Raw genomic sequence first — 25,677 nt, forward strand, 5'->3', positions numbered from 1 at the left:
GCAGAGGATTGACCTCATGATCTTGCGCCAGGTCCGCGACTCCAAGGACGACGCCGAGGCCGTACGCGCGACCGCCTACGCCGCGTTCGCCGCCTCGCACGCCGCCAAGGGCGACCCGCCGGAAGAGGCCGACGAGAGCGACGCGATCCTCCTGCGCAGCGTCGTACGGCACCTGGCGCGCACCGACCCCAGCGGCTGCTGGCTGGCCCTGGACGACACCGGCAAGACGCTGGGCGCGGCGCTGTCCACCAGACGGGAGGGCACCTGGGGTCTCTCGCTGCTGGTCGTCACGCCGGAGGCGCAGGGCAAGGGGATCGGCAAGGCGCTGCTGGCGCGCACGCTCGCGTACGGGCGCGGCTGCCTGCGCGGCCTCATCTGCGGCTCCCGCCACCCGCACGCCGCCCGCGCCTACCGCGCCGCGGGCTTCACCCTGCACCCGGCCATGCGGCTGCGCGGCACCGTCGACCACGCCGGCCTCGAACCGCCCACGGGCGCCGTCGTCGAGGGCGGCCCGGGCCAGCGCGACCTCATGGACTCCGTCGACCGCAGGCTCCGCGGCGGCGCCCACGGCCCCGACCACACCGAGCTGCTGCGGCACTACCAGTGCATCGTCTCCGACGACCTCGCGGGCAGCGGGTACGCCTACCTGCGCGACGGCGAGGTCGGGATGCTGGCGGCGACGTCGCGCCGGATCGCGGCGCGGCTGCTGACGGCGGCGCTGCTGAGCCTGGCCCCGGGGGCGGCGGCGCGGGTCGCGCACCTGACGGCGGACCAGGAGTGGGCGGTGGACGTGGGGCTGGCGGCGGGGCTGGAGCTGACGACGGCAGGTTACGTGTGCGTACGGGGCATGCGGCCGCCGGCGCCGTACATCCCGTCGGGGATGCTCCTGTAGCGGTACGGAGCCGGGGGTACGGGCGTGCCGGTGCGGGGCTGGGCCCTTTCTGGCAGATCCCGCCTGCGTCCGGGGGTACCGCCCACGTGCGCGCAGCGCGCTGTGGGGGAGCCTGGCACGCACGCACGCTGCGTTGTCGGGATCGGCCGAAGAGGCCCCCTATGCGGTCGACCCTCCGCCTTGCGACCGCACGCACCAGACGCCTGGGGGTACCGCCCACACGCGCCTGCGCACTGTGGGGGAGCCCGGGGGGAGCCCGCCCACAGGGCGGACGGCGCTATGTGCCCGACAGGGCCTAACTGCCCGGACGGACAAGGCCCGACTCGTAGGCCAGGACCACCAGTTGGGCCCGGTCGCGGGCGCCCAGTTTGGCCATCGTGCGGTTGACGTGCGTCTTCACCGTCAGCGGGCTGACCTCCAACTGGCCGGCGATCTCGTCGTTCGCCAGGCCGCGGGCGACGAGCCCCAGCACCTCGCGCTCCCGGCTCGTCAGCGCGGCGAGGCGGTCCGTCGCCTCCGCGCGCCCGGTGGCGTCGGCCGTGCCGCCCGGCGGGGTGTCGCCACCCGCCAGGAAGCGGGCGATGAGCCCCTTCGTCGCCGTGGGCGACAGCAGCGCGTCGCCGTCCGCGGCCACCCGGATCGCGGCCAGCAGCTCGCCGGGCTCCGCGCCCTTGCCGAGGAAGCCGGAGGCGCCCGCGCGCAGCGCCTCGATGACGTACTCGTCGACCTCGAAGGTCGTGAGGATGACGACGCGCACGTGGCCGAGGCCGTCGTCCCCGGAGATCGCGCGGGTGGCGGTCAGGCCGTCGGTACCGGGCATCCGGATGTCCATGAGCACCAGGTCCGCGCCCGTCTCGCGGACGACCCGCACCGCCTCCGCGCCGTCGCCCGCCTCGCCGACGACCTCCATGTCCGGCTCCGAGTCGACCAGGACGCGGAACGCGCTGCGCATCAGCGCGTGGTCGTCCGCCAGCACCACCCGGATCGGCCGCGTCCGCGGCGGCGGGACCTCGCTCACCCCTGCTCCTTGATCGCCCCACCGGACGCGCGGCGCAGACAGCCGGACGCCCGCGTCCCGTTCGCCTCCCGCTCCCGCGGCGGCCTGGCCGTGCCCGGGCCGCCGGCGGCCGGGGTCCCGCCCGTATCCGCGTCCGCCGCGACCCGCAGCGGCAACCGTACCCGTACCTCGAAGCCCGTCCGGCCGTCCGTACGCTCTCCCGCCGTGCACCGGCCGCCCAGCGCGGCGGCGCGCTCGCGCATGCCGACGAGCCCGAGCCCGCCCGCGCGCTCGCCGTCCGCGTCCCCCTCGGCGCCGTCCTTCGCACCGCCGTCGCGCCGCGCGCCGTCCTTTCCCCCGCCGTCCCGCCCGTCGTCCGGTCCCGTCCCGGCCGTGCCGGGGCCGTCGTCGCGGACCGCGATCTCCAGCTCGTCCGCCTCCCGCGACAGACTCACCACCGCATGCGCCTCCGCGCCCGCGTGCTTGTGCACGTTCGTCAGCGCCTCCTGGAGCACCCGGTACGCGGCCAGGTCCACCGCCGCCGGGAGCCCGCCGACCACCTCGGCCGCCCGCTCCACCCGCGTCGTCACCGCCGTCCTGCGCGGGCCCAGCTCCGAGGCGACCTCCACCGACACCGGCGTGCCCGCCCGGACGAACCCCTCCACCAGCTCCGCCAGCATCGCCAGCCCCGGCGCGGGCTCGGTGGGCGCGTGCGGGTCGCCGGACTGGCGCAGCAGCCCCACCGTGGTGCGCAGCTCCTCCAGCGCCGTACGGCCGGCGTCGCGTACGTGCGCCAGCGCCTCCTTGGCCTGGTCCGGGCGGCTCTCCATCACGTGCGAGGCCACCCCCGCCTGGACGTTGACCAGCGCGATGTGGTGCGCGACGACGTCGTGCAGCTCGCGCGCGATCCGTACCCGCTCCTCCGCGACCCGCCGCCGCGCCTCCTCCTCCCGGGTCCGCTCGGCCCGCTCGGCGCGCTCGCGGATGGCGTCGACCACGGCCCGGCGGCTGCGCACGGCGTCGCCGACGCCCGCGGCCATCCCGGTCCAGGCGAAGACCCCGAGGTTCTCGTCCGCGTACCAGGGGCGGTCGCCGAAGAGCATCATCGCGAACGTCAGCACCCCGATGGTGAGCAGCGCGATGCGCCAGGTGGTGTGCCGGTCGGTGCGGGCGGCAACGGTGTAGAGGGCGACCACGACGCTCAGCGCGATCGGCGAGCGCGGGTCACCCGCGGAGGCGATGACGTGCGCGATGGTCAGCGTCATCGTGGCGGCGAGCACGGCCCACGGCGCCCGCCGGCGCAGTACGAGGACGGCGCAGGCCGCGGTCGCGAGCACGACCTCGGCGGCGCCGAGGTCGGCGGGCGGCGGCGCGTTCGCCCCGCGGTCGGGGTACACGGAGCTGATGAGGATGGCGGCGAGCGCGACCGCCGCCAGCAGGGCGTCGGCCGCGAGGGGGTGCGCCCGCAGCCAGCGGGGCAGAGCGGCGAGTGAGGTCACGGCAGCGTGGGGTGCAGAGGAGGGCCGGCCCCGGTCCTGACGACCGGGGCGCGAAGCGGCCGAGGCGTACGTGATGCGGTGACGGGAGTCAGCCGGGGATGAGGCCGTCGTCGCTGAGCATCTCCCGCACCTCGTCCAGGGAGGCGTCGGGCCCCGGGAGGATCAGCTCGGAGGGCTCCAGCGCGTCGGCCGGGAGCGGGGCACCCAGGGAGCGCACGGCGTCCAGCAGGGCGCCGAGGGTCCGCCGGAAGCCGGCCTCGTCACCGCCCTCCATCTCGGCGAGCAGTTCGTCGTCCAGCTTGTCGAGCTCGGCGAAGTGGCTGTCGTCCAGCTTCACCTGACCCTCCCCCATGATCCGTACGATCACGGCTTTCTCCCGTTCTTCCGAGCCCGTCGCGGGGCAGTCACTGCTTGTCGAACCGCGGGGCGTCCTGCGGCGGAGCCTGCTGCTGCGGCGGCGTCTGGGCGCCCTGCCGGCCGCCCTCGATCGCCTGCTGCTGCTCGGCGGGACCGCCCGCCAGCTCGGCCTTCATGCGCTGCAGCTCCAGCTCGACGTCCGCGCCGCCGGAGAGCCGGTCCAGCTCGGCGGAGATGTCGTCCTTCGCCATCCCCGTCGGGTCGTCCAGCGCACCGGAGGCCAGCAGCTCGTCGATCGCGCCGGCGCGGGCCTGCATCTGCGCCGTGCGGTCCTCGGCGCGCTGCACGGCCAGGCCGACGTCGCCCATCTCCTCGGAGATGCCGGAGAACGCCTCGCCGATCCGGGTCTGCGCCTGCGCCGCGGTGTACGTGGCCTTGATGGTCTCCTTCTTGGTCCGGAAGGCGTCGACCTTGGCCTGCAGCCGCTGGGCGGCGAGGGTGAGCTTCTCCTCCTCGGTCTGGAGCGTCTGGTGCTGCGTCTCCAGGTCGGTGACCTGCTGGTGCAGCGCCGCCTTGCGGGACAGCGCCTCGCGCGCCAGGTCCTCGCGGCCGAGGGCGAGGGCCTTGCGGCCCTGGTCCTCCAGCTTGGCGGACTGGTTCTGCAACTGGCCGAGCTGGAGCTCCAGGCGCTTGCGCGACGTCGCCACGTCGGCGACGCCCCTGCGCACCTTCTGGAGCAGCTCGAGCTGCTTCTGGTACGAGTAGTCGAGGGTCTCGCGCGGGTCCTCGGCCCGGTCCAGGGCCTTGTTGGCCTTCGCGCGGAAGATCATCCCCATCCGCTTCATGACACCGCTCATGGGCCTCGCGCGCCCCCTTCTGACGGACTTCAGCCTCGGCACATACTCTGCAGAACCCACAGTACGGGCCCTGCTTCTATTACCGCACTGCCCGGGCGCCAATGCGCTCCTCCTGTGGGACGAACCGCCAGGGGTCCGTCCTCCCGCCCAGGGAGTAGACGACCGTAGGGGCTCCCGGTTCACGCGCCCCCACAGGTAGTGACACGCACGCCGTTGCCGGATCGTTCCCCCTCGCTCTGGGTCGTACACCCGACTGCCCCTATTCTTGGGCTTGTGTTCGGAAGCCGTTCCAAGGATGACCAGTCCACTGAGCCCGAGGTGAGCGAAGTGGAGTCGAAGCATGTGCGTCCGGCCGAGGCCCCCAAGGGCAGGCCCACGCCCAAGCGCAGCGAGTCGCAGGCGCAGCGCCGCGCCATGGCCAAGACGCCGGTGACGCGCAAGGAGGCGTCGAAGCGCGCGCGGGAGACGCGCAGGGCCGACATGGCCCGCCAGCGCGAGGCGCTGGCCTCGGGCAACGAGAAGTACCTGCCCGCGCGCGACAAGGGCCCGGTGCGCAAGTTCGTGCGGGACTACGTGGACTCGCGGTGGTGCGTGGCGGAGTTCTTCCTGCCGCTGGCCATCGTCATCCTCCTGCTCAGCATCACGCCGTCGGCAGGGCTGAAGAACATCTCGCTGCTGCTGTGGCTCTTCGTGATCGTGCTGATCGTCTTCGACTCGATCGCGATCTCGGTGCAGGTGAAGAAGCAGCTCAAGGCGCGCTTCCCGGACGAGAGCCACCGCGGCGCCCGGGCGTACGCGCTCATGCGCACGCTGCAGCTTCGCCGGATGCGGCTGCCGAAGCCGCAGGTGAAGCGGGGCGAGCGGCCCTGACGCCGGCGGGCGTACGGGGCGGAGACCGCCGCGTACGCCCGTACGAGCCGAACGCCGCCGCCCGGGTGCCGGGTCCGTCGCTACGCGCCCTCGGCCGCCGCCAGGCTCATCGGGCCGTACACCTCGGCCCCGTCCTCCAGCAGCCTGACCTGCTCGACGCCGCCCGCCAGCAGTTCCTTCCAGAACTCGCCGAGCCACGACTCGGCGTCACCCTGGGTCGTGAAGTCGTCCGGCTCCACCGCCGGGGTCGTCTCCGTGCCGTCGGCCTTCTCGAACCGCCAGGTCCACGCTGCCATGCATGCCTCCGTCCCACGCCGGATAGTGCGCTGGCAGCGTAACCGAGAGCGCTGAAGCGCCGCCCCGCCCGGGCGCGGGACCGCCCCTCGCGAGACGATCGGGGCGTGGACATCACCCTCCTCGGCACCGGTGCGCCCGCCGGGCTGCCGCGCCCCGGCTGCCCCTGCGCGGCGTGCGCCGCCGCCGTCGGGCCCGAGGCGCGGGCGGCGACGTCCGTCCTGGTGGACGGCATCGTGCTGCTCGACCTCACGCCGGGCACCGCGCTCGCCGCGGCGCGCGCCGGGCGGACGCTCTCCGGCGTCATGCAGGTGCTGCTCAGCCACCCGCACGACGGCCCGGCCCTGGCGTCCCCGGCGGGCGTGCCGGCGCCGTCCCGGGCGCCGGAGGGGCAGGACGTGACGCTGATCAGCGGCCACCGGGTGCGGGCCGTGGCGGTCGACCACCCCGGCACCGGGTACGAGATCACCGGGCCCGGCGGGCGGCGGCTGCTGTATCTGCCGCCGGGGGCCGCGCCCGCGGGCCTCGAGGGTTCCGTGGAGCCGTACGACATCGTGCTGCTCGACGTCTGCGGGCGTCCCGGCGCGCTCGCCCGGCTGCGCGCCCACGGCGCCGTCGCCCCCGCCACCGACGTCGTCGCCGTCCACCTCGGCGGCCACTCCGGCGACGCCTCGGGGCCGACGCCGCCGCCGGGGCCCGAACTGCACCGCCGGCTCGCCGCCGCGGGGGCCAGGGCCGTACCGGACGGGGTGAGCCTCGTCGCGGGACACGGCCCGGACAGTCCCGTCGTGCCGCGGCGCACGCTGGTGCTGGGCGGTGCCAGGTCGGGCAAGTCGGTGGAGGCGGAGCGGCGGCTCGCGGCGTTCCCCGCGGTCGAGTACGCGGCCACCGGCGGCACCCGCGACGGGGACGCCGAGTGGGCGGCGCGGGTCGCCGTCCACCGCGAGCGCCGGCCGGCGAGCTGGCGTACCACCGAGACCTGCGACCTGGTGCCGCTGCTCGCCGCGGACGGCGCGCCGCCGCTGCTGATCGACTGCCTGTCGCTGTGGCTCACGGACGCCATGGACCGGGCGGGGGCGTGGCAGGGCGGCGACGTCCGGCCGCGGGCCGACGAGCTGGTCGCGGCGGTACGCGCCACCCGCCGCACGGTCGTCGCCGTCAGCAACGAGGTCGGCTCGGGCGTCGTCCCGGCCACCCCGGCGGGCCGGCTGTTCCGCGACGAGCTGGGTCGGCTGAACGCGGGAGTGGCGGCGGAGTGCGAGCAGGTGCTGCTGGTGGTGGCGGGGCAGGTGCAGATCCTCCGGGGGTGATCGATTCCGCGGGCGCCGGGCCCGGGGCAGCCGCTCCGTCCCGTACGGCCCGTTCCGATACCGGACCGGATGCGGACCAACCGGCCGGGCACCGGTCCCCGCGGGCACGGCGAGGGCCCGCCCGAGCGGCGGTGTCCGCGCCCGTGCCAGGGCGGCCAACCTCGGGGGCAGCGGAGTCGGCGGCGCGCCCGGCGGGTAATCTGCGCCCGTGAGCGGCCTGAATCTGGACGACTTCATCAACGACATCGACCGCCCCGACTCGGCCGTCCGCCGGGATGCGGAGGAGTGGCGGGCGACCCACGGCCCGCGCCCCGGCGCGCTCGGCCGCCTGGACGACCTGGGCGAGTGGCTGACCGCGGCGCAGGGCGGCGTGCCCGCCAAGCCGGTCGCGGCCCCGCGTCTCGTGCTCTTCGCCGGCGACCACGGCGTCGCCGAACTGGACGTCTCGGGCCGCGCCGCGGGCACCGCCGACGCGCTGGCCCGCGCCGCGCTCGACGGCCGCAGCGCCTCGGCGATCCTCGCCCGCCGCTTCGGCGCCGGCCTGCGGGTCGTCGACATGGCGCTCGACTGCGACCCGGAGTCGCTGCCGAAGGAGGTCACCCGGCATCGCGTACGCCGCGGGTCGGGACGTATCGACGTCGAGGACGCACTGACGGCGGAGGAGGCCGAGGAGGCGTTCCGGGCCGGCATGGCGGTCGCGGACGAGGAGGCCGACTCCGGTACGGACCTGCTGCTCCTCGGCGACCTCAGCGTCGGCGGCACCACGGCGGCGGGCGCGATCGTCGCGGCCCTCTGCGGCACCGACGCCTCGGTGGTCACCGGCCGCGGCGGTGCGGGCATCGACGACCTGGCCTGGATGCGCAAGTGCGCCGCGATCCGCGACGCGCTGCGCCGTGCGCGGCCGGTGCTGGGCGACCAGTTGCAGTTGCTGGCCACGGTCGGCGGCGCGGACCTCACCGCGATGACGGGCTTCCTGCTGCAGGCGGCGGTGCGCCGCACGCCGGTGGTGCTCGACGGGGTGGTCTCGGCGGCGGCGGCGCTGGTCGCGCAGCGGGTGGCGTTCCGGGCGCCGGACTGGTGGCTGGCCGGCCAGGCGAGCGGCGAGCCGGCTCAGGAGAAGGCGCTGGACCGCATCGCGATCGACCCGCTGCTCGACCACGGCGTGACGACGGGCGAGGGCGCGGGCGCCCTGCTGGCCCTGCCGTTCCTCCAGGCGGCGGCGGAACTCTGGGCGGACCTGCCGGAGAACACGCCCGGCAAGGACGCCGCGGCCGAGGAAGCGGTTGACGACATCACCTGACGCGGCGCCCCCTCCGGGGGACCGGGACGAGGCCCGTCCGGCGGAGCCGCACGGGACGGCCGGTCCCGCCCCGGCGGCCGACCGGGCCGCGCACGACCTGTCGGAAGCCGGCCAGCCGGGCCCGTCCGCCGGCCGCACCGCGGCCGGCGCGCGCGCCTCGTCTCCCCTCGATGGCCTGCGGTTCGCGTGCGGGACCCTCACCGCACTGCCCGTGCGCGTGCACCGCTGGGACCGGGCCGCCGCCCGCGGCGGCATGGCCGCCGCACCCCTCGTCGGGCTCCTGCTCGGCGCGCTCGCCGCCGGGGCCGGTCGGCTCCTGCTGCTCGCGGGGGCCGGGGCTGCTCTCGCCGCCGTGGTCACCGTCGCCGTGCCCGCCGTGCTCACCCGCGGGCTCCATCTCGACGGGCTCGCCGACACCGCCGACGGGCTGGGCAGCGGGCGGCCCGCGGCCGGGGCGCTGGCGGTCATGCGGCGCTCCGACATCGGCCCGTTCGGCGTGATCACGCTGCTGCTGGTGCTGCTCGGGCAGGTCGCCGCGGTGGCCGAGCTGTACGGCGACGACTCCGGGATCCGCGCCGCGGTCGCCGTCACCGCCGCGGCCGTCGCCGCCCGCGCTGCCCTCACCCTCGCCGCCCGCACGGGCGTGCCGCCGGCCCGCCCGGAGGGGCTGGGCGCCGCGGTGGCCGGGGTGCTGTCCACGCGTACCGCCGTTGCCTGTACGGCGGTTGCCGCCGCCGTCCTCGCCGCGGCGGCGGGGCTCCTCTCCGGCCCGTACGCGGCGCTGCACACCGCGCTCGCGGTCGCCGCGGGGCTGGCCGCGGCCGAACTGCTGCGGCACCACTGCGTACGGCGCCTGGGCGGGGTCACGGGCGACGTCTTCGGCGCGCTCGCCGAGACCGCCGCGACCGCCGCCCTGATCGCCGCCGTCCTGGGCCCCTCCTGAGAACTCACGGCACCCCGCGCCCCGTCCCCGTCGTCTGCCCGCGCTCCCCAAGACCGCCGCGCCCGCCCGCCGTTCACCGCCGTCCCGGCCCGCCGGGGACCCGGCGTCAACCTCCTGCCGTCCCACTTCGGGCGAACGGCGCCGGACCGCCGCGAGACCGGCACCGGACCGGCACCCCGCCCGCAGGCGCCCGCGGGCGCCCCGCGGCGGGTCCCCGCCACCTGCCCGTACGCGGGGAAACCCGCCTCAACCCGCCGCCCTCCGCGGGCGCCGTACCGCATACGATGCCGCGTACACCCCCCGAAACCCGCACCGAGAATGGATCACCACCACCGTGACTGCTCTGACTCTCAGTTCCTCGTCCGCCACCGGCCTGCGTGCGGACGCCGTCGTCGTGGGCGTGGCGAAGGGCCCCAAGGGTCCCGTGCCGGCCCCCGGCGCCGAGGCCGTCGACGAGGCGTACGGCGGGAAGCTGGGCGCCGTGCTGGAGGCCCTCGGGGCGTCCGGCGGCGAGGGCGAGGTCACGAAGCTGCCCGCCCCCGACGGCCTCAAGGCGCCCGTCGTCGTCGCCGTCGGCCTCGGCGCCGTGCCCGAGAAGGGCGCCGGCTACGACACGGAGACCCTGCGCCGCGCCGCGGGCAGCGCCGCCCGCGCGCTGGCCGGCGCGAAGAAGGCCGCGTTCGCGCTGCCGCTGGACGTCGCCGACGACACCGCCGCCGTGGCGGAGGGCGCGCTGCTGGGCGCGTACGCCTTCAACACCTACCGCGACGGCGGCACGGCCGCCGATGACAAGGGCGGCAAGGGCGACAAGGACGAGAAGGGTGCCAAGGGCACCAAGGGCGGCAAGGCCGCGAAGGGCAAGGCGAACGGGGGCGCCAAGGCCGCGCTCGGCGAGATCGCCCTCCTCGGCGCCAAGCGCGACAAGGCCCACCGCGCCGCCGTCGAGCGCGCCGCGGTGCTCGCCGACGAGGTCAACCGGGCCCGCGACCTGGTCAACATCCCCTCCAACGACCTCGACCCCTCCGGCTTCGCCGCCGCCGCCCAGCAGGCCGGCAAGGAGCACGGCTTCAAGGTCACGGTGACCGACGAGAAGGCGCTCGCCAAGGGCGGCTACGGCGGCATCCTCGGCGTCGGCCAGGGCTCGCAGACCCCGCCCCGGCTGGTCCGCCTGGAGCACCGGCACCCGCAGGCCGAGCAGACGATCGCGCTGGTCGGCAAGGGCATCACGTACGACTCGGGCGGCATCTCGCTCAAGCCCGCGGGCCACAACGAGACGATGAAGTGCGACATGAGCGGCGCCGCGGCCGTGCTCGCCGCCGTCTCCGCCGCCGCCCGGCTGGAGCTGCCGGTGAACGTCACCGGCTGGCTGGCGCTCGCCGAGAACATGCCCTCCGGCTCCGCCACCCGCCCGGGCGACGTGCTGCGGATGTACAGCGGCAAGACCGTCGAGGTGCTGAACACCGACGCCGAGGGCCGGCTGGTCCTCGCCGACGCGCTGACGAAGGCGTCGGAAGAGAAGCCCGACTACATGATCGACGTGGCCACCCTCACCGGCGCGATGGTGCTGGCGCTGGGCAACCGCACCTTCGGGATCATGGCCAACGACGATGCCTTCAGGACCCGGATCCACGTCCTCGCCGAGGCGGCGGGCGAGCAGTCCTGGCCTATGCCGATGCCGCCGGAGCTGAAGAAGGGCATGGAGTCGCCGATCGCCGACATCGCCAACATGGGCGAGCGGATGGGCGGCGGGCTGGTGGCCGGGCTCTTCCTGGAGGAGTTCGTCGGCGAGGGCATCACCTGGGCGCACCTGGACATCGCGGGCCCGGCCTTCAACACCTCGGGTCCCTTCGGCTACACCCCGAAGGGCGGCACCGGGTCCGCGGTCCGCACGCTGGTCGCGATCGCCGAGGAGGCGGCGCACGGCGACCTGGCCTGACGTGCACCGCAGCCCGCCGGTGACCGGTCCCGGGACCGGCGGGGTGCGGCCCGCGTCTCCGTCTTCCGTCGACAAGTGCGAAGATGGCTGGTGGCAGGACAGGGCCTCAGTAGTAGAGCGGCCGATAAGGAGCCGCCGCCCGGCCGCACCACGGCCGGCCACCGGCGCACATGCATGGAGGACGTGACGTGGCGAACGACGCCAGCACCGTTTTCGACCTGGTGATCCTCGGAGGCGGCAGCGGCGGCTATGCCGCCGCCCTGCGAGGCGCTCAGCTTGGTCTTGACGTCGCCCTGATCGAGAAGGACAAGGTGGGCGGCACCTGCCTGCACCGAGGATGCATCCCGACGAAGGCGCTGCTGCATGCCGGGGAGCTCGCCGACCAGGCACGCGAAGGCGCATCCTTCGGGGTGAACACCTCGCTCGACGGCATCGACATGGCCGGCGTGCACAAGTACAAGGACGGCGTGGTCGCCGGCCTCTACAAGGGGCTGCAGGGACTCATCGCCTCCCGCAAGGTCACCGTCGTGGAGGGCGAGGGCCGGCTGTCCTCGCCGACCTCGGTGGACGTGAACGGCCAGCGGTACACCGGGCGGCACGTGCTGCTCGCCACCGGTTCGTACTCGAAGTCCCTGCCGGGCCTGGAGATCGACGGCAACCGCATCATCGCCTCGGAGCACGCGCTGGTCCTGGACCGGGTGCCGAAGTCGGCGATCGTGCTGGGCGGCGGCGTCATCGGCGTGGAGTTCGCCTCCGCGTGGAAGTCCTTCGGCACCGACGTCACGATCATCGAGGGCCTGAAGCACCTGGTCCCGGCCGAGGACGAGAACAGCTCCAAGCTGCTGGAACGGGCCTTCCGCAAGCGCGGCATCAAGTTCAACCTGGGCACCTTCTTCGAGAAGGCGGAGTACACCCAGGACGGCGTCAAGGTCACCCTCGCCGACGGCAAGGAGTTCGAGGCCGAGCTGCTGCTGGTCGCGGTCGGCCGCGGCCCGGTGTCGCAGGGTCTGGGCTACGAGGAGCAGGGCGTGGCCATGGACCGCGGCTTCGTCCTGACGGACGCGTACAAGCGCACCAACGTGCCCACGATCTCCGCCGTCGGCGACCTGACCCCGGTCCTCCAGCTCGCGCACGTCGGCTTCGCCGAGGGGATCCTCACCGCGGAGCGGCTGGCCGGGCTTGACGTGGTGCCGATCGACTACGACGGCGTGCCGCGGGTGACGTACTGCCACCCGGAGGTCGCGTCCGTCGGCATCACGGAGGAGAAGGCGAAGGAGACGTACGGTGCCGACAAGGTCGTGGCGCTGAAGTACAACCTGGGGGGCAACGGCAAGAGCAAGATCCTCAAGACCTCGGGCGAGATCAAGCTCGTCCAGGTCAAGGACGGCCCCGTGGTCGGCGTGCACATGGTCGGCGACCGCATGGGCGAGCAGGTCGGCGAGGCGCAGCTCATCTACAACTGGGAGGCGCTGCCGGCCGAGGTGGCCCAGCTCGTCCACGCACACCCGACGCAGAACGAAGCGCTCGGCGAGGCCCATCTGGCACTGGCCGGCAAGCCGCTCCACGCTCACGACTGAGCCACGGACACACGCCCACCATCCCGCAAAGATCGTTAGGAGCAACCGAAACCATGGCGGTTTCCGTAACCCTGCCGGCGCTCGGCGAGAGCGTCACCGAGGGCACCGTCACGCGCTGGCTCAAGGCCGAGGGCGAGAGCGTCGAGGCCGACGAGCCGTTGCTCGAGGTCTCCACCGACAAGGTCGACACCGAGATCCCCTCCCCCGCCGCCGGAGTGCTGTCCTCCATCAAGGTGGCCGAGGACGAGAGCGTCGAGATCGGCGCCGAACTGGCCGTGATCGACGACGGCACCGGCGGTGCGGAGGCGGCTCCCGCGCCGGCCGCAGAGCAGGCCGCGGCGCCCCAGCAGCCCGCGCCCGCAGCCGCACCGGCTCCGGAGCCCGCCCAGGCCCCGGCGCAGGCCGAGGCCGCACCCGCGCCCGCGGCGCCCCAGGAGCCCGCGCCCGCGCAGGCCGCGGGCGGCGCTCAGGGCACCGATGTCACGCTGCCCGAGCTGGGCGAGTCGGTCACCGAAGGCACGGTGACCCGCTGGCTGAAGCAGGTCGGCGAGCAGGTCGAGGCCGATGAGCCGCTGCTGGAGATCTCCACCGACAAGGTCGACACCGAGATCCCGTCCCCGGCGTCCGGCACGCTGCTGGAGATCGTGGTCCAGGAGGACGAGACGGCGGAGGTCGGCGCGAAGCTGGCGGTCATCGGCAGCGGCGCGGCCGCGCCCGCCGCTCCGGCCGCCCCGGCACCCGCTCCGGCGGCTCCGGCGCCCGCACCCGAGGCCGCGGCACCCGCCCCGGCCCCGGCCCCGGCCGCGGCACCCGCCGCGCCGCCGCCTGCTCCGGCGCAGCCGGCCCCGCCCGCGCAGCCGGCCCCGCCCGCCCCGGCTGCCGCTCCGGCACCGGCCGCTCCGGCACCCGCCGCCGCGGCTCCGGCGCCCGCCGCCGCGGCTCCGGCGCCCGCCGCCGCGGCTCCGGCGCCCGCGCCCGCCGCCGAGGGCGCGTACGTCACCCCGCTGGTGCGCAAGCTCGCCGCCGAGTCCGGCGTCGATCTGGCCACCGTCAAGGGCTCCGGCGTCGGCGGCCGGATCCGCAAGCAGGACGTCGTCGCCGCCGCCGAGCAGGCCGCCCGCGCCGCCGCCTCCGCCCCGGCCGCCGCCACCGCGGCGCCGTCGGCGGGCCGGCCCGCGGCGCCCGTGCTGGAGGCGTCGCCGCTGCGCGGCCAGACCGTGAAGATGCCGCGCATCCGCAAGCTCATCGGCGACAACATGATGCGCGCCCTGCACGAGCAGGCCCAGTTGTCCACCGTGGTCGAGGTGGACGTCACCCGCATCATGCGGATGCGGGCCCGGGCCAAGGACGCGTTCGCCCAGCGCGAGGGCGTGAAGCTCTCGCCGATGCCGTTCTTCGTCAAGGCCGCCGTCCAGGCGCTGAAGGCCCACCCGGTCGTCAACGCCCGTATCAACGAGGACGAGGGCACGATCAGCTACTTCGACACCGAGAACGTCGGTATCGCGGTGGACACGGAGAAGGGCCTGATGACCCCGGTCATCAAGGGCGCGGGCGACCTCAACATCGCCGGCATCGCCAGGAAGACGGCGGAGCTGGCGGACAAGGTACGCAACAACAAGATCACCCCGGACGAGGTGTCCGGCGCGACCTTCACCATCAGCAACACCGGCTCGCGCGGCGCACTGTTCGACACGATCATCGTGCCGCCGAACCAGGTCGCCATCCTCGGCCTCGGCGCGACCGTCAAGCGCCCGACGGTCGTCGACCACCCCGAGCTGGGCGAGACGATCGCCGTGCGGCACATGACGTATCTGACGCTCTCCTACGACCACCGCCTGGTGGACGGCGCCGACGCCGCCCGCTACCTGGGGACGGTCAAGGGCCTGCTGGAGGCGGGCGAGTTCGAGAGCGAGATCGGCCTGTGAGGCGAGCGGTCCAGTAGGTCCGTACGCACCGGCCGCGCCCCCGCTCCGGGCATCAGCCCGGGCGGGGGCGCGGTCGTGTTCCCGGCGGGGGCGGGCGGCGGGGGCGAGGTCAGCAGGTGTCCCGGTACGGCGTCCCCGGCAGGTACGCCTCCCAGTCGGCCCGCGACAGACCGCCGCCCGCGCGGGCGCACACCGCCTGCCGCGCCCGCTCCGGATCCGCCGGGTAGGCGCGCGGCGCGGTCTGCCGGCCGACCGCGTAGATCTCGCTGCCGTCGGGGCTGAAGGAGACCGCCAGCAGTTCGTCGCCCGCGGTCGGCAGATTGCCGCCCAGCGACTGGTTCGACGCGGTGTCCCACAGCCGCAGCGTCCCCGAGTACCCCGCGACCGCCAGCGTGCGCCCGTCCGGCGAGAACGCCAGCGCCGTCGCCGGCTCCGCCGCGCCCGTCTGCATCCCCCGGTACGTACCGGGCAGCACCCCGAGGCGGCGCCGGCCCTCGCCGTCCCACAGCGTGATGCGGCCGGAGTCGTCGCCCGCGGCGAGGAACCGCCCGTCCGGGCTGAACTCCACGGAGCGCACCCCGTCCTGTGCCAGCGGCCGGGGCGTCACCCGGCCCCCGCGCAGCGCGACGAGTTGGTCGTCGCCCGTGGCCAGCAGCGCGCCGCCGGGGTGCAGGGCCAGCGGATCGCCGCCGGTGTCACGCAGCCGCCGCACGCGCTCGCCGCGCGAGACGTCCCACACCTCCAGCGACTCCCTGTCGGGTATCCGGGAGAGGATCAGCCTGCCACCCGCCCCGTACGCGAGGCTGTTCAGCGGGTTGGCACGCGCCGGATCGGGGGTGACGACCAGCGTCCGTACGATCCGGCCCTTCGCCGTGTCCCACACGTGCACCCGCTCCGGCTCGTCGCCCATGACGCTCGGCAGCGCGTACGCCAGCCGCCGGCCGTCCGGGCTGAACGCCATCAGCGGAATGCAGAAGTCCGCGACCGGATCCAGCCCCTCCGGCACCCGGCAGGGCAGCGGGGGCGGCGTCTGCGGCGTCCGGCCGCCGCGCATGTCGCGCACCTCGAAGACGCCGCGCGCCCCCGAGCGGCGGGCGGTGACCAGCTTGCCGCCGTCCGGGCTGAACGCCGCACCCTCCAGCCGCCGTTCGTGCCAGCCGGTGCCCGCGATGCCGTCCAGCCGCACGGTACGCACCACGTGCCCGGAGAGGCCGCTGAGATACCGCAGCCCCCTGTTGCCCGGCGTCACCCGCAGCTCCGTCGCGTACTCGCTGACCAGCGGATGGCGCAGCACCGGCGCCGAGGCGTCGGCCGTGCGCCACACGATCAGCTCGTCCGGGCCCACGGCGGCGACCAGCGAGCCGTCCCGGCTGAACTCGATCTCCGACAGCCCCTCGCGCTCCACCTCCAGCCGCTTCCGCCCCGTCGCCACGTCCAGCACGCGGAAGCCGGAGTCGTTCATCACGACGAGCCCGCGGCTGTCGGGCGTGAACTCCAGCGCCGTCGTGTCGGCGCCGCAGGCGCCGCGGGCGGCGGGGTACGCGCGCAGCATGCGCTGCCGCGCGCCCGTGTGCCACACCTCGGGCACGCCGCTGTCCGGGCACATGACGACGAGCCGGTCGTCGGGGCTGACCTGGCTGAACCAGCCGGTGTCGCCGGTGCCCGTCTCATAGGAGAAGAGCCTCTTGCCGCTGCGTACGTCGTAGAGCGCGAGATGCGTCCGCTCGCCGTCGAAGGACCAGGTGCTCGACACGTACGTCCGGCCGCTGGGGCCGAACCAGCCCGTCGAGCCGGGGATCTCGCCGCGGCGGCCGGGGCGCAGCCGCACGCCGCCGTCGTCGTCGGCGACCGCGAGGACGCGGCCGTCGGGCGAGAGGTCGAAGTCGGACTCGTCGACGGGGTGGCCGAGGCCGGGTCCCGAGTCGAGCCGGCGGTGCGTGGCGACGTCCCAGCGCTCGGTACGGTCCTGGCCGACGCTGGTGACGGTGCGGCCGTCGGCGCTGAGGAAGCGCTGCGCGCGCGGCTCGCCGTCCTGGGGGAGGGCGAACGAGTCGGACTCGCGCTGGTGCAGCGCGCCGAGCAGGGCGCCGCGGGTCTCCGGGGTGTCGGCGAGCCGCCAGGCGGCGACGCTGAGCTGCATGGCCCGTACGGGATCGGTGAACCGCAGGCTCCCCGCGACGGCGGCGACGCGGCGGGCCTCGGCGCGGCGGTGCTCGGCGTCGGCGGCGCGGTCCTGCTGCCAGGCGAACGAGCCGGCGACCAGGGCGAGGACGACCAGCGCGACCAGCGTGGTGAGCAGACCGCGGAAGCGCCGCCGCTCCCGGCCGCGGGCGGCCCGGCTGGCGGCGAGGAAGGCGGCCTCGCCGCCGGTCAGCTCCTGCGGCCGGTCCGCGAACAGCTCCTCGGCCTGCGCGAGCCGGCTGCCCCGGTACAGCGCCCCGGGGTCGCGGTCCAGCTCCTCCCAGCCGTGGGCGGCTTCGGTGAGGCGCCGCAGGGCGCGCATGCGCTCGCGGTCCTCCTCGATCCAGGCGCGCAGGCGGGGCCAGGCGGTGAGGAGGGCTTCGTGGGCGAGGTCGACGACGTCGTCGTCGAGGGTCAGCAGCCGGGCCTCGACGAGCCGTTCGAGCACGTACCCGACGCCGGCGGCGGGATCGTCCTGGGCAGGGCGGTGTACGGCGCCGGGGTCGGGGGCGGGGTCGGCGCGCGTATCGGGTGGGGCTGACGGGCGGGAGGGTTTCCCCGGCACCGCCCCTTCCCGGAACCCGGGGGCTCCGCCCCAGGGACCCGCGCCACCCGCAGCAGCCATGCTCTCGCCGCCACGCCGGGCCCACCGGCCCCGCCGGGTCCCTTCGCCCGTACGCCCGTCGTCCCGCCCGGCCCCGCCCGGGGCACCGGCATGCGCCGCGATCTCCGCCAGCTCCGCCCGCGGTGCCGGGCGGCGGGTGTCCTGGGAGCCCTCGCCGGGCGAGACCAGGCGGAGCAGTGCGCGGCGGGCGACCCGCTGCTGCGGCGGCGTCAGCTCTCCGTAGACCCGCTCCGCCGTCCGCGCGATGGCGCCGCGCACGCCTCCCGCCGCCTCGTACGCCTCCTCCGTCAGCGACCGGCCGCGCCGCCGGTGCCACGTCTCCAGCAGCACGTGCGACATCAGCGGCAGCGCGCCCGGCTCGCCGTCGACGTCCTTGAGGATGCGCGCCGTCAGGGCCCGTTCGACGATCAGGCCCTCCGCCGCCGCGGGCTTGACCACCGCCTCGCGCAGCTCCGCGGGCGACATCGGGCCGACGAGCAACTGCGCGTCGCGCAGCGCCTCGGTGAGGGCGCGGTGCTCGGCGCAGCGGCCGTAGAAGTCGGCCCGTACGGCGACGACCACCCGCAGCCGGCGCGCCGGGTCGCGGGCGGCGAGGAGGCGGTCGAGGAAGGCGGTGCGCTCCCCGGGGTCCTGGCAGAGGGTGAAGACCTCCTCGAACTGGTCGACGAGGAGGTACGTGTCGCCCTCGCCGGAAGCGGCGTCGAGCACGTCGGCGTGCGTACGCACCGGATGCTCGCCGGGCGTGAGGATCCGCAGCGCGGCGGGCGGCGGGCAGACCGGCTCCCCGCCCTCCCCGCCCGGCTCCCCCGCCGGCGGCTCCCCCCGCTCGCCCCGCTCGGTCCCCTCCGGCCCCTCGCCGTCCCGTCCCCGTACGCCCCCCGACTGCAGCGCCGGTACGAGCCCCGCGCGCAGCAGCGACGACTTCCCGCTCCCCGACGGGCCGAAGACCGCCGCGAAGCGGCGGGCGCGGACCAGTTCCACGAGGTCCGCCGTGAGCCGGTCGCGGCCGAAGAACCGGTCACGGTCGCCCGGTTCGAAGCGCGCCAGGCCCCGGTACGGCGGCGCCGCGCCGCCGTGCGGCAGCGGCTGCTCCGCGTCCTCCGCGGCCGCCTGCCGCCAGCGCCACTCCCATTCGCCGCGGTCGCCGCCGCAGGCTTCCGCGTACGCCAGCGCCACCGGCAGCGACGGCAACCGGTCGCCGGCGGCGGCCTGCGAAAGCGCTGTCACCGAGTACGGCCCGCGCGCGGCGAGCTGCCGGTAGGTCGGTCCCCCTGCTTCGGTCCGCAGCTTGCGCAGCTCGTACGCGAAGCGCTGGACCGGGCCCGCGGACGGATCCACGGGCTTCTCGCGCCGCCCCATGGGCGGACCCCCTCGCTCCCTGCTCCCCCAGGTCGCTCCCCACGATAAACCGCGCCGCCGACGCCGTACGACGGCCCTCGGGGATTGTTCAGAAGGGCCGAAACGGGGTGCTGAACAACGGTCCTGCCGATCTAATCGGTCGAGACCGAACAAAATGAAGGGACTTCCCATGAGCACATCGGGGGGAGGCCGCCGCCGCATGCGACAGCGCATCGTATGGGGGGCGTTGACGGCCGTCGCGGGCACCGCGGCCGCCGTCGTCGTGGCCCTGCCGCTCGGCGCGGCGGGCGACGACCAACAGGACGGGGATCCGGGGGCGTCCGCGTCGTCCCCTGCGCCCGGCGCGCTGGAGACGCCGGGTGCCGGGGGACCGGGCACCGCCCCGCTGCCGACAGGCAAGACCGGCACGGGCAGCGACCCGCTGACGCCGGACGAGGAGCAGCGCGCCGAGGAACTGGCGCTCGCCGGGGACCGGCCGCTGCGTACGGAGAGCGAGGGGGTCAGGGGCCGCGAGGGCATGCCGCAGCTCGTCAACACCGACCTCGCCGACTCCTCGGTGAGCGCCGGCGACGACCGGATCGCCGAGGTGTACTTCTACGACTACGCGCGGGACACGCTCGTCCAGAAGAGCGTCAACCTCAGCAGCAACGAGGTCGTGGACACCGTCGAGTCCACCGGGGCGCAGCCGCCGCCGGCCGCGCCGGAGGCGGAGGCCGCCGCCGATCTGCTGGTGGACAGCCCCGCCGGGGCGGGACTGCGGCAGGACTACAAGGCGGCGACCGGCGAGGAGCTGACCGGCGCCGGGCAGTTGCAGGTCCAGGGGATGACGTACACGGCGCGGCCGGGCGACTCCGGCGGGCTGGAAAAGTGCGGCGAACACCGCTGCGTGCGGCTCTTCACCCGGGTCAAGGACGGCCCGTGGATCGACACCCGCGACTTCGTCATCGACCTGAGCGAGCGGAAGGTGCACCATGCGTAACCCCACGACCCACGGGCCGGACGCGCCGGACGCCGGCTCCGGCGCACCCGCCGGCCGGCGCGGGGGCGCGTTCTGGCGCCGCCCCGCGACCTGGCGCGGGGGCGCCGTCGCCGCCCTGGTCCTGCTGCTCCCGGCCGCGGCACCCGCGGCGCTGCCCACGGCCAGCGCCGCGACGCCGACGGCGCCGCAGGCCGCCGCGCCGGACTGCAGCGAGGAGTACCGGATCACGCACAAGCTGCCCAACGGCACCGAGTGGCAGATGTGTTACCGGAACAACGACTACGCGGGCCTGGTCCTGGAGGACATCTCGTACAAGCCGAAGGGCGCCCGCAGCGCCGTCCCGGTGCTCAACAGCGCCCGGCTGGGCCAGATACACGTGCCGTACGACGACGGCGGCATCGAGTACTACGACGTCACCGACATCTCGCTCGGCACGTCGCCCGTGTCGCTGAAGGAGAAGGACTGCCCCGGCGGCACCCGCCGCCCGGTGAAGGTCGGCGGCGAGGCGTACGACGCGGTGTGCGTCACCCAGCAGCCGCGCGGCTTCGCGCACTTCGGCAACAGCTGGGACGTCGGTGAGGAGAACGGCCGCGACGACAGCGCGCAGGGCGACGACCTCGTCGTCTACACGATCCACTCGGCGGGTTACTACTACTACATCACCCAGTGGAACTTCTCCGACGACGGCACCATCACCGCCAAGGAGGGCGCCACCGGCAACCTCTCCCCCGGTGACTTCGACGCCTCGGACAAGCAGGGCTGGCCGATCGGCAAGGAGTCGCGCGACCGCGCGACCAGCCACCAGCACAACATCTTCTGGCGGCTGGACTTCCAGACGGACAGCTCCCGCCCGGCCAGGATCCAGCAGTACGACACGAACCGCTCCGGCACCGGCGAGGGGGGCTACCCGGCGCAGGAGACGACCCGCAAGAACGTCACCAAGGAGACGTCGGGCAACTCCGACCAGCACCGCTGGTGGCGTGTGAGCGGCACGGCGGGCAAGAACGGCGACGGGCACACCCGGTCCTGGGAGCTGGTGCACAGCAACAGCGCGCGCTACACGGGGCGCAAGTTCACCAGCAAGGACGTGTACTTCACGCAGTACAAGAAGTGCGAGAAGTTCCCGAACCACAACCGGCGGTGGGACTCCACCTGCGCGAAGGACATCGTCGCCGCCACCGACGGCGAGCAGCTCAAGCACCCGATCGTCTGGGTGAACGTGGGCTTCCACCACATCGCCCGCGACGAGGACCAGACGCCGATGCCGGTGCACTGGCAGGGCTTCCAGCTCTCGCCGCGCGACGTGACGGACATGAGCCCGCTCACGCCCGACCGGCTGCGCAAGCCGCAGTACAACGGTGACCCCTTCGACTGAGCGAGGTCACCAGGCGCGCTGACCACGCTGACGCGCATCTCCGCGGCGTCCCCGTCCGGCTCCGGTCCGGGCGGGGGCGCCGTATTCTCGTCTGCACCACCTGCGCGTCTGTGTGAGCACCCGAGGAGATGCCGATGCCCCCTACCGTCGTCCATCCGTCGCTGCGCGAGCAGATCCGCGAGCACATCGTGGAGGGCGTCGTCAGCGGCCGGTGGAAGCCGGGCGAGCGGATCGTGGAGCGGCGGATCGCGGTCGAGCTGGAGGTGAGCCAGACGCCGGTGCGCGAGGCGCTGCGCGAGCTGGAGAGCATGCGGCTGATCGAGTCGGCGCCGAACAAGGGCGTGCGAGTCCGTGACCTGACGGCGGCGGATCTGGAGGAGATCTATCCGGTACGGGCCGGCCTGGAGCAGATCGCGGCGGAGTTGGCGGCGCCGCGGCTGGCGACGGACGTCTCGGCGCTGGAGCCGCACGTGGCGGCGCTGCGGGAGGCGGACGCGAAGGGGGACGGCGGGGCCCAGGTGAGGCACACGGTGGCGTTCCACCGGGAGCTGGTGCGGGCGTCGGGCAACGGCGTGCTGCTGCACACGTGGGAGTCGCTGGGGATCGAGATCTACACGTCGCTGGCGATCCGCTGGCTGGGCACGCGCCAGCAGTCGTACGCGGAGGAGCACGCGGACATCGTCGAAGCCTTCCGCCGCCGCGACCCGGCGATCGCGGAACTGGTCAAGTCCCACGTCCTGGGCTGCGCCCCCGCCTAAGCCGGGGCCCCGCCCCGCCGCCCCGAGTGCCGGTCTGGCCCGGGGGCTGCGCCCCCGCCCCCGGGGGGGGCAGCCCCCGCCCCCGCGGGGCTGCACCGGACCCCGTCTCGCGATATGACGCCGAGACCCGACCGGGTGCTCCGCCCCACGACCCCGAAGGGCTCGTCCCGAGCCGGGCCAGGACCGGCCGGATGCCCTGCTGTGGAGTCCGTGCCCTCGGGAACCGCGCGCCGCCCCTGCGCGGCTTTGACACCTGCCCTCACGGGCGGGCGGCCCGCCTTCCGGTCCGGGATGGCCCGCCGTGCGCGCCGCAGCCCCCGGGCCGGGCCCGGGGGCGCTCCCTGCCCGTACCGTCGGTGCCGCGCGCCGCTTACCCTCTCGGCCCTCCCCGCCCCCACGGGCGACGCCCGCAGCCAGGTCCCGCAGCGTACGAACCCCGCCCCGGGCCGCGGTCGCCGGCCGCGCAGGCTGCAGACCCAGCCCACACCGCCCGCCGCCCTCACCCACACCTTCGCCCCCTCCTCGCCCCCGCGGGCGACGCCCGCAGCCGGATCCCGCAGCGTACGAGCACCGCCCCGGGCCGCGGTCGCCCGCCGTGCCGGCCGCGGGCACCGGACCCAGCCCGCAGCGCCCGCCGCTCACCGCCCTCACCCACAGCTTCGGCCCCTCCCCGCCCCCCGGGGCAAGCCCGTAGCCGGGTTCCGCAGCGTACGAGCACCGCCCCGGGCCGCGGTCGCCCGCCGTGCCGGCCGCAGGCACCGCGTGCAGCGACGGGTGGCACGGCATGCCTAGTTTCTGGCTCCGGAAGTATTTTGCCGTCCCACCTTTGATCGATCATCGATCGGAGACTTACAGTTCGGTCGAGGAGGTAGTTGCCATGCAGAGTCAGCTCGACCAGCTCCCCGACCGCGACCCGCAGGAGACCGCCGAGTGGCGGGAGTCCCTGGACGCGGTGGTGCGGCACGCCGGGCCCGACCGGGCCGCGCAGGTGCTGCGCCGTACCGTGGCGCACGCCGGGGACGCCGGTCTGGACGTGCCCGCGTTGCTGGAGACGCCGTACGTCAACACCATCCCCACCGCCGCCGAGCCCGAGCTGCCCGGAGACCCCGAGCTGGAGCGGCGGGTCGCGGCGTGGAACCGGTGGAACGCCGCCGCCATGGTGACCCGCGGGTCCCGGTTCGGGCTCGGGGGGCACATCGCCACCTTCGCCTCCGCGGCCTGGCTCTACGAGACCGGCTTCAACCACTTCTTCCGCGGCAAGGACGACCCCCGCGCCCCCGGCTCCGGCGACCAGCTCTACATCCAGGGCCACGCCTCCCCCGGCGTCTACGCCCGCGCCTTCCTCGACGGCCGGCTCACCGAGGCCCACCTCGACCGGTTCCGCCAGGAGGCCGCGCCCGGTGCCGTCGAGGGGCTGCCCTCGTATCCGCACCCGCGGCGGCTGCCGTGGCTGTGGGAGTTCCCGACCGTCTCCATGGGCCTGGGCCCGATCTCCGCGATCTACCAGGCGCGGTTCAACCGCTACCTCGCCCACCGCGGCATCAAGGACACCTCCGCCAGCCACGTGTGGGCCTTCCTCGGCGACGGCGAGATGGACGAACCCGAGTCGACCGCCGCGCTCGCCCTCGCCGCCCGCGAGCAGCTCGACAACCTCACCTTCGTCATCAACTGCAACCTCCAGCGCCTCGACGGCCCCGTACGCGCCAACTTCAAGGTCGTACAGGAGCTGGAGGCCCAGTTCCGCGGCGCCGGCTGGAACGTCGTCAAGTCGCTGTGGGGCTCCGCCTGGGACGAGCTGCTCGCGCTGGACACCACCGGCGCGCTCGCCCGCAGGCTGCGGGAGGTGCCGGACGCGCAGTTCCAGACGTACGCCACCCGCGACGCCGCGTACATCCGCGAGCACTTCTTCGGCGCCGAGCCCGCGCTCGCCGAGCTGGCGAAGCTGATCGGCGACGACAAGATCCTCGAGTGCTTCCACCTCTCCCGCGGCGGTCACGAGCCGCGGAAGGTCTACGCCGCGTACCGGGCCGCCGTCGCGCACGAGGGCGCGCCGACCGTGATCCTGGCGCAGACCGTCAAGGGCCACACCCTCGGCAAGGGCTTCGAGTCGCGCAACGCCAACCACCAGATGAAGAAGCTGACCGGCGCCGAGTTCCGCGACATGCGGGATCTGCTGGAGCTGCCCATCCCGGACAGCGCGCTCGCCGGCGACCTCGTGCCGTACGCGCACCCCGGTCCCGGCTCCCCCGAGGTGCGCTACCTCCAGGAGCGCCGTGCCGCCCTCGGCGGCCCCGCGCCGGCCCGCCGGGTGCACCCGGTGGTGCTGCCGGAGCCGGCGGCGAAGCCGTTCGACGCGCTCAAGAAGGGCTCAGGCAGCCAGGAGATCGCGACGACCATGGCGTTCGTCCGCCTGGTCAAGGACCTCATGCGGGAGACGGAAACCGGCCGCCGCTGGGTCCCGGTGGTGCCGGACGAGGCCCGTACGTTCGGCATGGAGTCGCTCTTCCCGAGCGCCGGGATCTACTCACCACGCGGGCAGACCTACGACCCCGTCGACCGCGACCAGCTCCTGTACTACAAGGAGGCGGCGAACGGGCAGATCCTCAACGAGGGCATCACGGAGGCCGGTTCGCTGGCGTCCTTCACGGCCGCGGCCACGTCGTACGCGACGCACGGCGAGCCGATGATCCCCTTCTACATCTTCTACTCGATGTTCGGCTTCCAGCGCACCGGCGACCAGTTCTGGGCACTCGCCGACCAGTTGGGCCGCGGCTTCGTCATCGGCGCCACCGCCGGCCGCACCACCATGACCGGCGAGGGCCTGCAGCACGCCGACGGCCACTCCCCGCTGCTCGCCTCCACCAACCCCGCGGCGCTGATCTACGATCCGGCGTTCGCGTACGAGGTGGCGGTCATCGTCAAGGACGGGCTGCGCCGCATGTACGGCGCGGCCGCCCCCGGCGAGGACCCGGACGTCTTCTACTACCTCACCGTCTACAACGAGCCGAAGGTCCAGCCCCCGATGCCCGCGGGCGTCGAGGAGGGCATCGTCCGCGGCCTCTACCGCTACCGGACCGCCGACACCCCCGCCGGGGCCGCCGCCGAGGACGCCCCGCGCGCCCAGGTGCTCGCCTCCGGCACCGCCATCCACTGGGCGCTCGACGCCCAGCGACTGCTCGCCGAGGACTGGGGTGTCGCGGCCGACGTCTGGTCCGCCACCTCCTGGAGCGAGCTGCGCCGTGACGCCCTGTCCTGTGACGCGGCGCAGCTTCGCGGCGAGGACCGGGTCCCCTACGTCACCCGTGCTCTGGAAGGCGCACCGGGCCCGGTTCTCGCCGTCAGCGACTGGATGCGGCAGGTGCCCGACCAGATAGCGCAGTGGGTCCCGCAGGAGTACACCTCGCTGGGCACGGACGGCTTCGGCCTCTCCGACACCCGCGAGGCGGCCCGCCGGCACTTCGGGGTCGACCCGGAGTCGATCGTCGTGGCGGTGCTGGACCGCCTGGCGCGGCGCGGCGAGGTGAAGAAGGAGACGGTCGCGGCCGCGGCGGCGAAGTACGGGCTGGCCTGAAGCCGGTCCCGGGGCCCCGCGGCGTACGGCGTACGGGCCCGGCCCGGGGGGCGCGCGGGCCGGGCCCGTACC

18 protein-coding genes are annotated in these 25,677 nt (G+C 75.0%); 12 read left to right on the forward strand and 6 right to left on the reverse strand.

Going from position 1 to position 25,677, the window contains the following annotated elements:
• The first annotated feature begins 16 nt into the window (after positions 1-16).
• Positions 17-892, forward strand: a complete 876-nt coding sequence (locus FB457_RS10525; RefSeq protein ID WP_047015338.1) for a GNAT family N-acetyltransferase — start codon at positions 17-19, stop codon at positions 890-892.
• A 295-nt stretch (positions 893-1,187) separates the two neighbouring features.
• On the opposite strand, the gene FB457_RS10535 is transcribed toward FB457_RS10525, so the two are convergent.
• From FB457_RS10535 to FB457_RS10550, 4 genes are all read right to left on the reverse strand, one after another.
• Positions 1,188-1,910 (reverse strand): response regulator, encoded by a 723-nt coding sequence (locus FB457_RS10535; protein WP_078898186.1) that lies wholly within the window; start codon positions 1,908-1,910, stop codon positions 1,188-1,190.
• Entirely contained in the window at positions 1,907-3,388 is a 1,482-nt protein-coding gene (locus FB457_RS10540) for a histidine kinase (protein WP_145781631.1), read from the reverse strand. Before FB457_RS10540 ends, FB457_RS10535 begins: the two co-directional genes overlap by 4 nt.
• Positions 3,389-3,476: 88 nt before the next feature.
• Entirely contained in the window at positions 3,477-3,755 is a 279-nt protein-coding gene (gene pspAA / locus FB457_RS10545) for a PspA-associated protein PspAA (RefSeq protein WP_047015340.1), read from the reverse strand.
• Positions 3,756-3,792: 37 nt separating this feature from the next.
• Positions 3,793-4,602, reverse strand: coding sequence for a PspA/IM30 family protein (locus FB457_RS10550; RefSeq protein WP_047015341.1), 810 nt, complete (start codon positions 4,600-4,602; stop codon positions 3,793-3,795).
• 318 nt (positions 4,603-4,920) lie between these two features.
• Here FB457_RS10550 and FB457_RS10555 point away from each other — a divergent pair, with 318 nt between their 5' ends.
• Positions 4,921-5,472 carry a DUF3043 domain-containing protein gene (locus tag FB457_RS10555; protein WP_047015342.1) on the forward strand — a complete coding sequence of 184 codons (552 nt, stop codon included), beginning with the start codon at positions 4,921-4,923 and terminating at the stop codon, positions 5,470-5,472.
• 80 nt (positions 5,473-5,552) lie between these two features.
• On the opposite strand, the gene FB457_RS10560 is transcribed toward FB457_RS10555, so the two are convergent.
• A complete protein-coding gene (locus FB457_RS10560; RefSeq protein ID WP_047015343.1) occupies positions 5,553-5,768 on the reverse strand; it encodes a hypothetical protein in 216 nt (71 codons plus the stop codon).
• Positions 5,769-5,873: 105 nt separating this feature from the next.
• On the opposite strand from FB457_RS10560, the gene FB457_RS10565 reads away from it, so the two are divergent.
• From FB457_RS10565 to sucB, 6 genes are all read left to right on the forward strand, one after another.
• Complete coding sequence (locus tag FB457_RS10565; protein WP_047015344.1) at positions 5,874-7,076, forward strand: bifunctional adenosylcobinamide kinase/adenosylcobinamide-phosphate guanylyltransferase; 1,203 nt, start codon at positions 5,874-5,876, stop codon at positions 7,074-7,076.
• A 208-nt stretch (positions 7,077-7,284) separates the two neighbouring features.
• Positions 7,285-8,376 (forward strand): nicotinate-nucleotide--dimethylbenzimidazole phosphoribosyltransferase, encoded by a 1,092-nt coding sequence (locus tag FB457_RS10570; RefSeq protein ID WP_047015345.1) that lies wholly within the window; start codon positions 7,285-7,287, stop codon positions 8,374-8,376.
• Positions 8,360-9,319: an adenosylcobinamide-GDP ribazoletransferase gene (locus FB457_RS10575; protein WP_486588985.1), complete on the forward strand. Its 960-nt coding sequence runs from the start codon at positions 8,360-8,362 to the stop codon at positions 9,317-9,319. The genes FB457_RS10570 and FB457_RS10575 overlap by 17 nt, the downstream gene beginning before the upstream one ends.
• 334 nt (positions 9,320-9,653) lie before the next feature.
• On the forward strand, positions 9,654-11,255 hold the full coding sequence (locus FB457_RS10580; RefSeq protein ID WP_047015346.1) for a leucyl aminopeptidase: 1,602 nt from the start codon (positions 9,654-9,656) through the stop codon (positions 11,253-11,255).
• A gap of 188 nt (positions 11,256-11,443) precedes the next feature.
• Positions 11,444-12,832 carry a dihydrolipoyl dehydrogenase gene (lpdA, locus tag FB457_RS10585; protein WP_047015347.1) on the forward strand — a complete coding sequence of 463 codons (1,389 nt, stop codon included), beginning with the start codon at positions 11,444-11,446 and terminating at the stop codon, positions 12,830-12,832.
• A 53-nt stretch (positions 12,833-12,885) separates the two neighbouring features.
• Complete coding sequence (sucB, locus tag FB457_RS10590) at positions 12,886-14,757, forward strand: 2-oxoglutarate dehydrogenase, E2 component, dihydrolipoamide succinyltransferase (RefSeq protein WP_145781633.1); 1,872 nt, start codon at positions 12,886-12,888, stop codon at positions 14,755-14,757.
• 109 nt (positions 14,758-14,866) lie between these two features.
• On the opposite strand, the gene FB457_RS10595 is transcribed toward sucB, so the two are convergent.
• Positions 14,867-18,922: an nSTAND1 domain-containing NTPase gene (locus FB457_RS10595; protein WP_145781635.1), complete on the reverse strand. Its 4,056-nt coding sequence runs from the start codon at positions 18,920-18,922 to the stop codon at positions 14,867-14,869.
• A gap of 199 nt (positions 18,923-19,121) precedes the next feature.
• On the opposite strand from FB457_RS10595, the gene FB457_RS10600 reads away from it, so the two are divergent.
• The 4 genes from FB457_RS10600 to aceE all read left to right on the forward strand — a co-directional run bounded on the left by FB457_RS10600 (position 19,122) and on the right by aceE (position 25,605).
• A complete protein-coding gene (locus FB457_RS10600; protein ID WP_347614559.1) occupies positions 19,122-19,901 on the forward strand; it encodes a hypothetical protein in 780 nt (259 codons plus the stop codon).
• Positions 19,894-21,276 carry a copper amine oxidase gene (locus tag FB457_RS10605; protein ID WP_145781636.1) on the forward strand — a complete coding sequence of 461 codons (1,383 nt, stop codon included), beginning with the start codon at positions 19,894-19,896 and terminating at the stop codon, positions 21,274-21,276. The genes FB457_RS10600 and FB457_RS10605 overlap by 8 nt, the downstream gene beginning before the upstream one ends.
• Positions 21,277-21,410: 134 nt before the next feature.
• Positions 21,411-22,034 (forward strand): GntR family transcriptional regulator, encoded by a 624-nt coding sequence (locus tag FB457_RS10610; RefSeq protein ID WP_047015352.1) that lies wholly within the window; start codon positions 21,411-21,413, stop codon positions 22,032-22,034.
• An 877-nt stretch (positions 22,035-22,911) separates the two neighbouring features.
• Positions 22,912-25,605, forward strand: coding sequence for a pyruvate dehydrogenase (acetyl-transferring), homodimeric type (aceE, locus tag FB457_RS10615; RefSeq protein WP_145781638.1), 2,694 nt, complete (start codon positions 22,912-22,914; stop codon positions 25,603-25,605).
• The last annotated feature ends 72 nt before the right edge of the window (positions 25,606-25,677 follow it).

The organism is Streptomyces sp. CNZ287, from assembly GCF_007827615.1.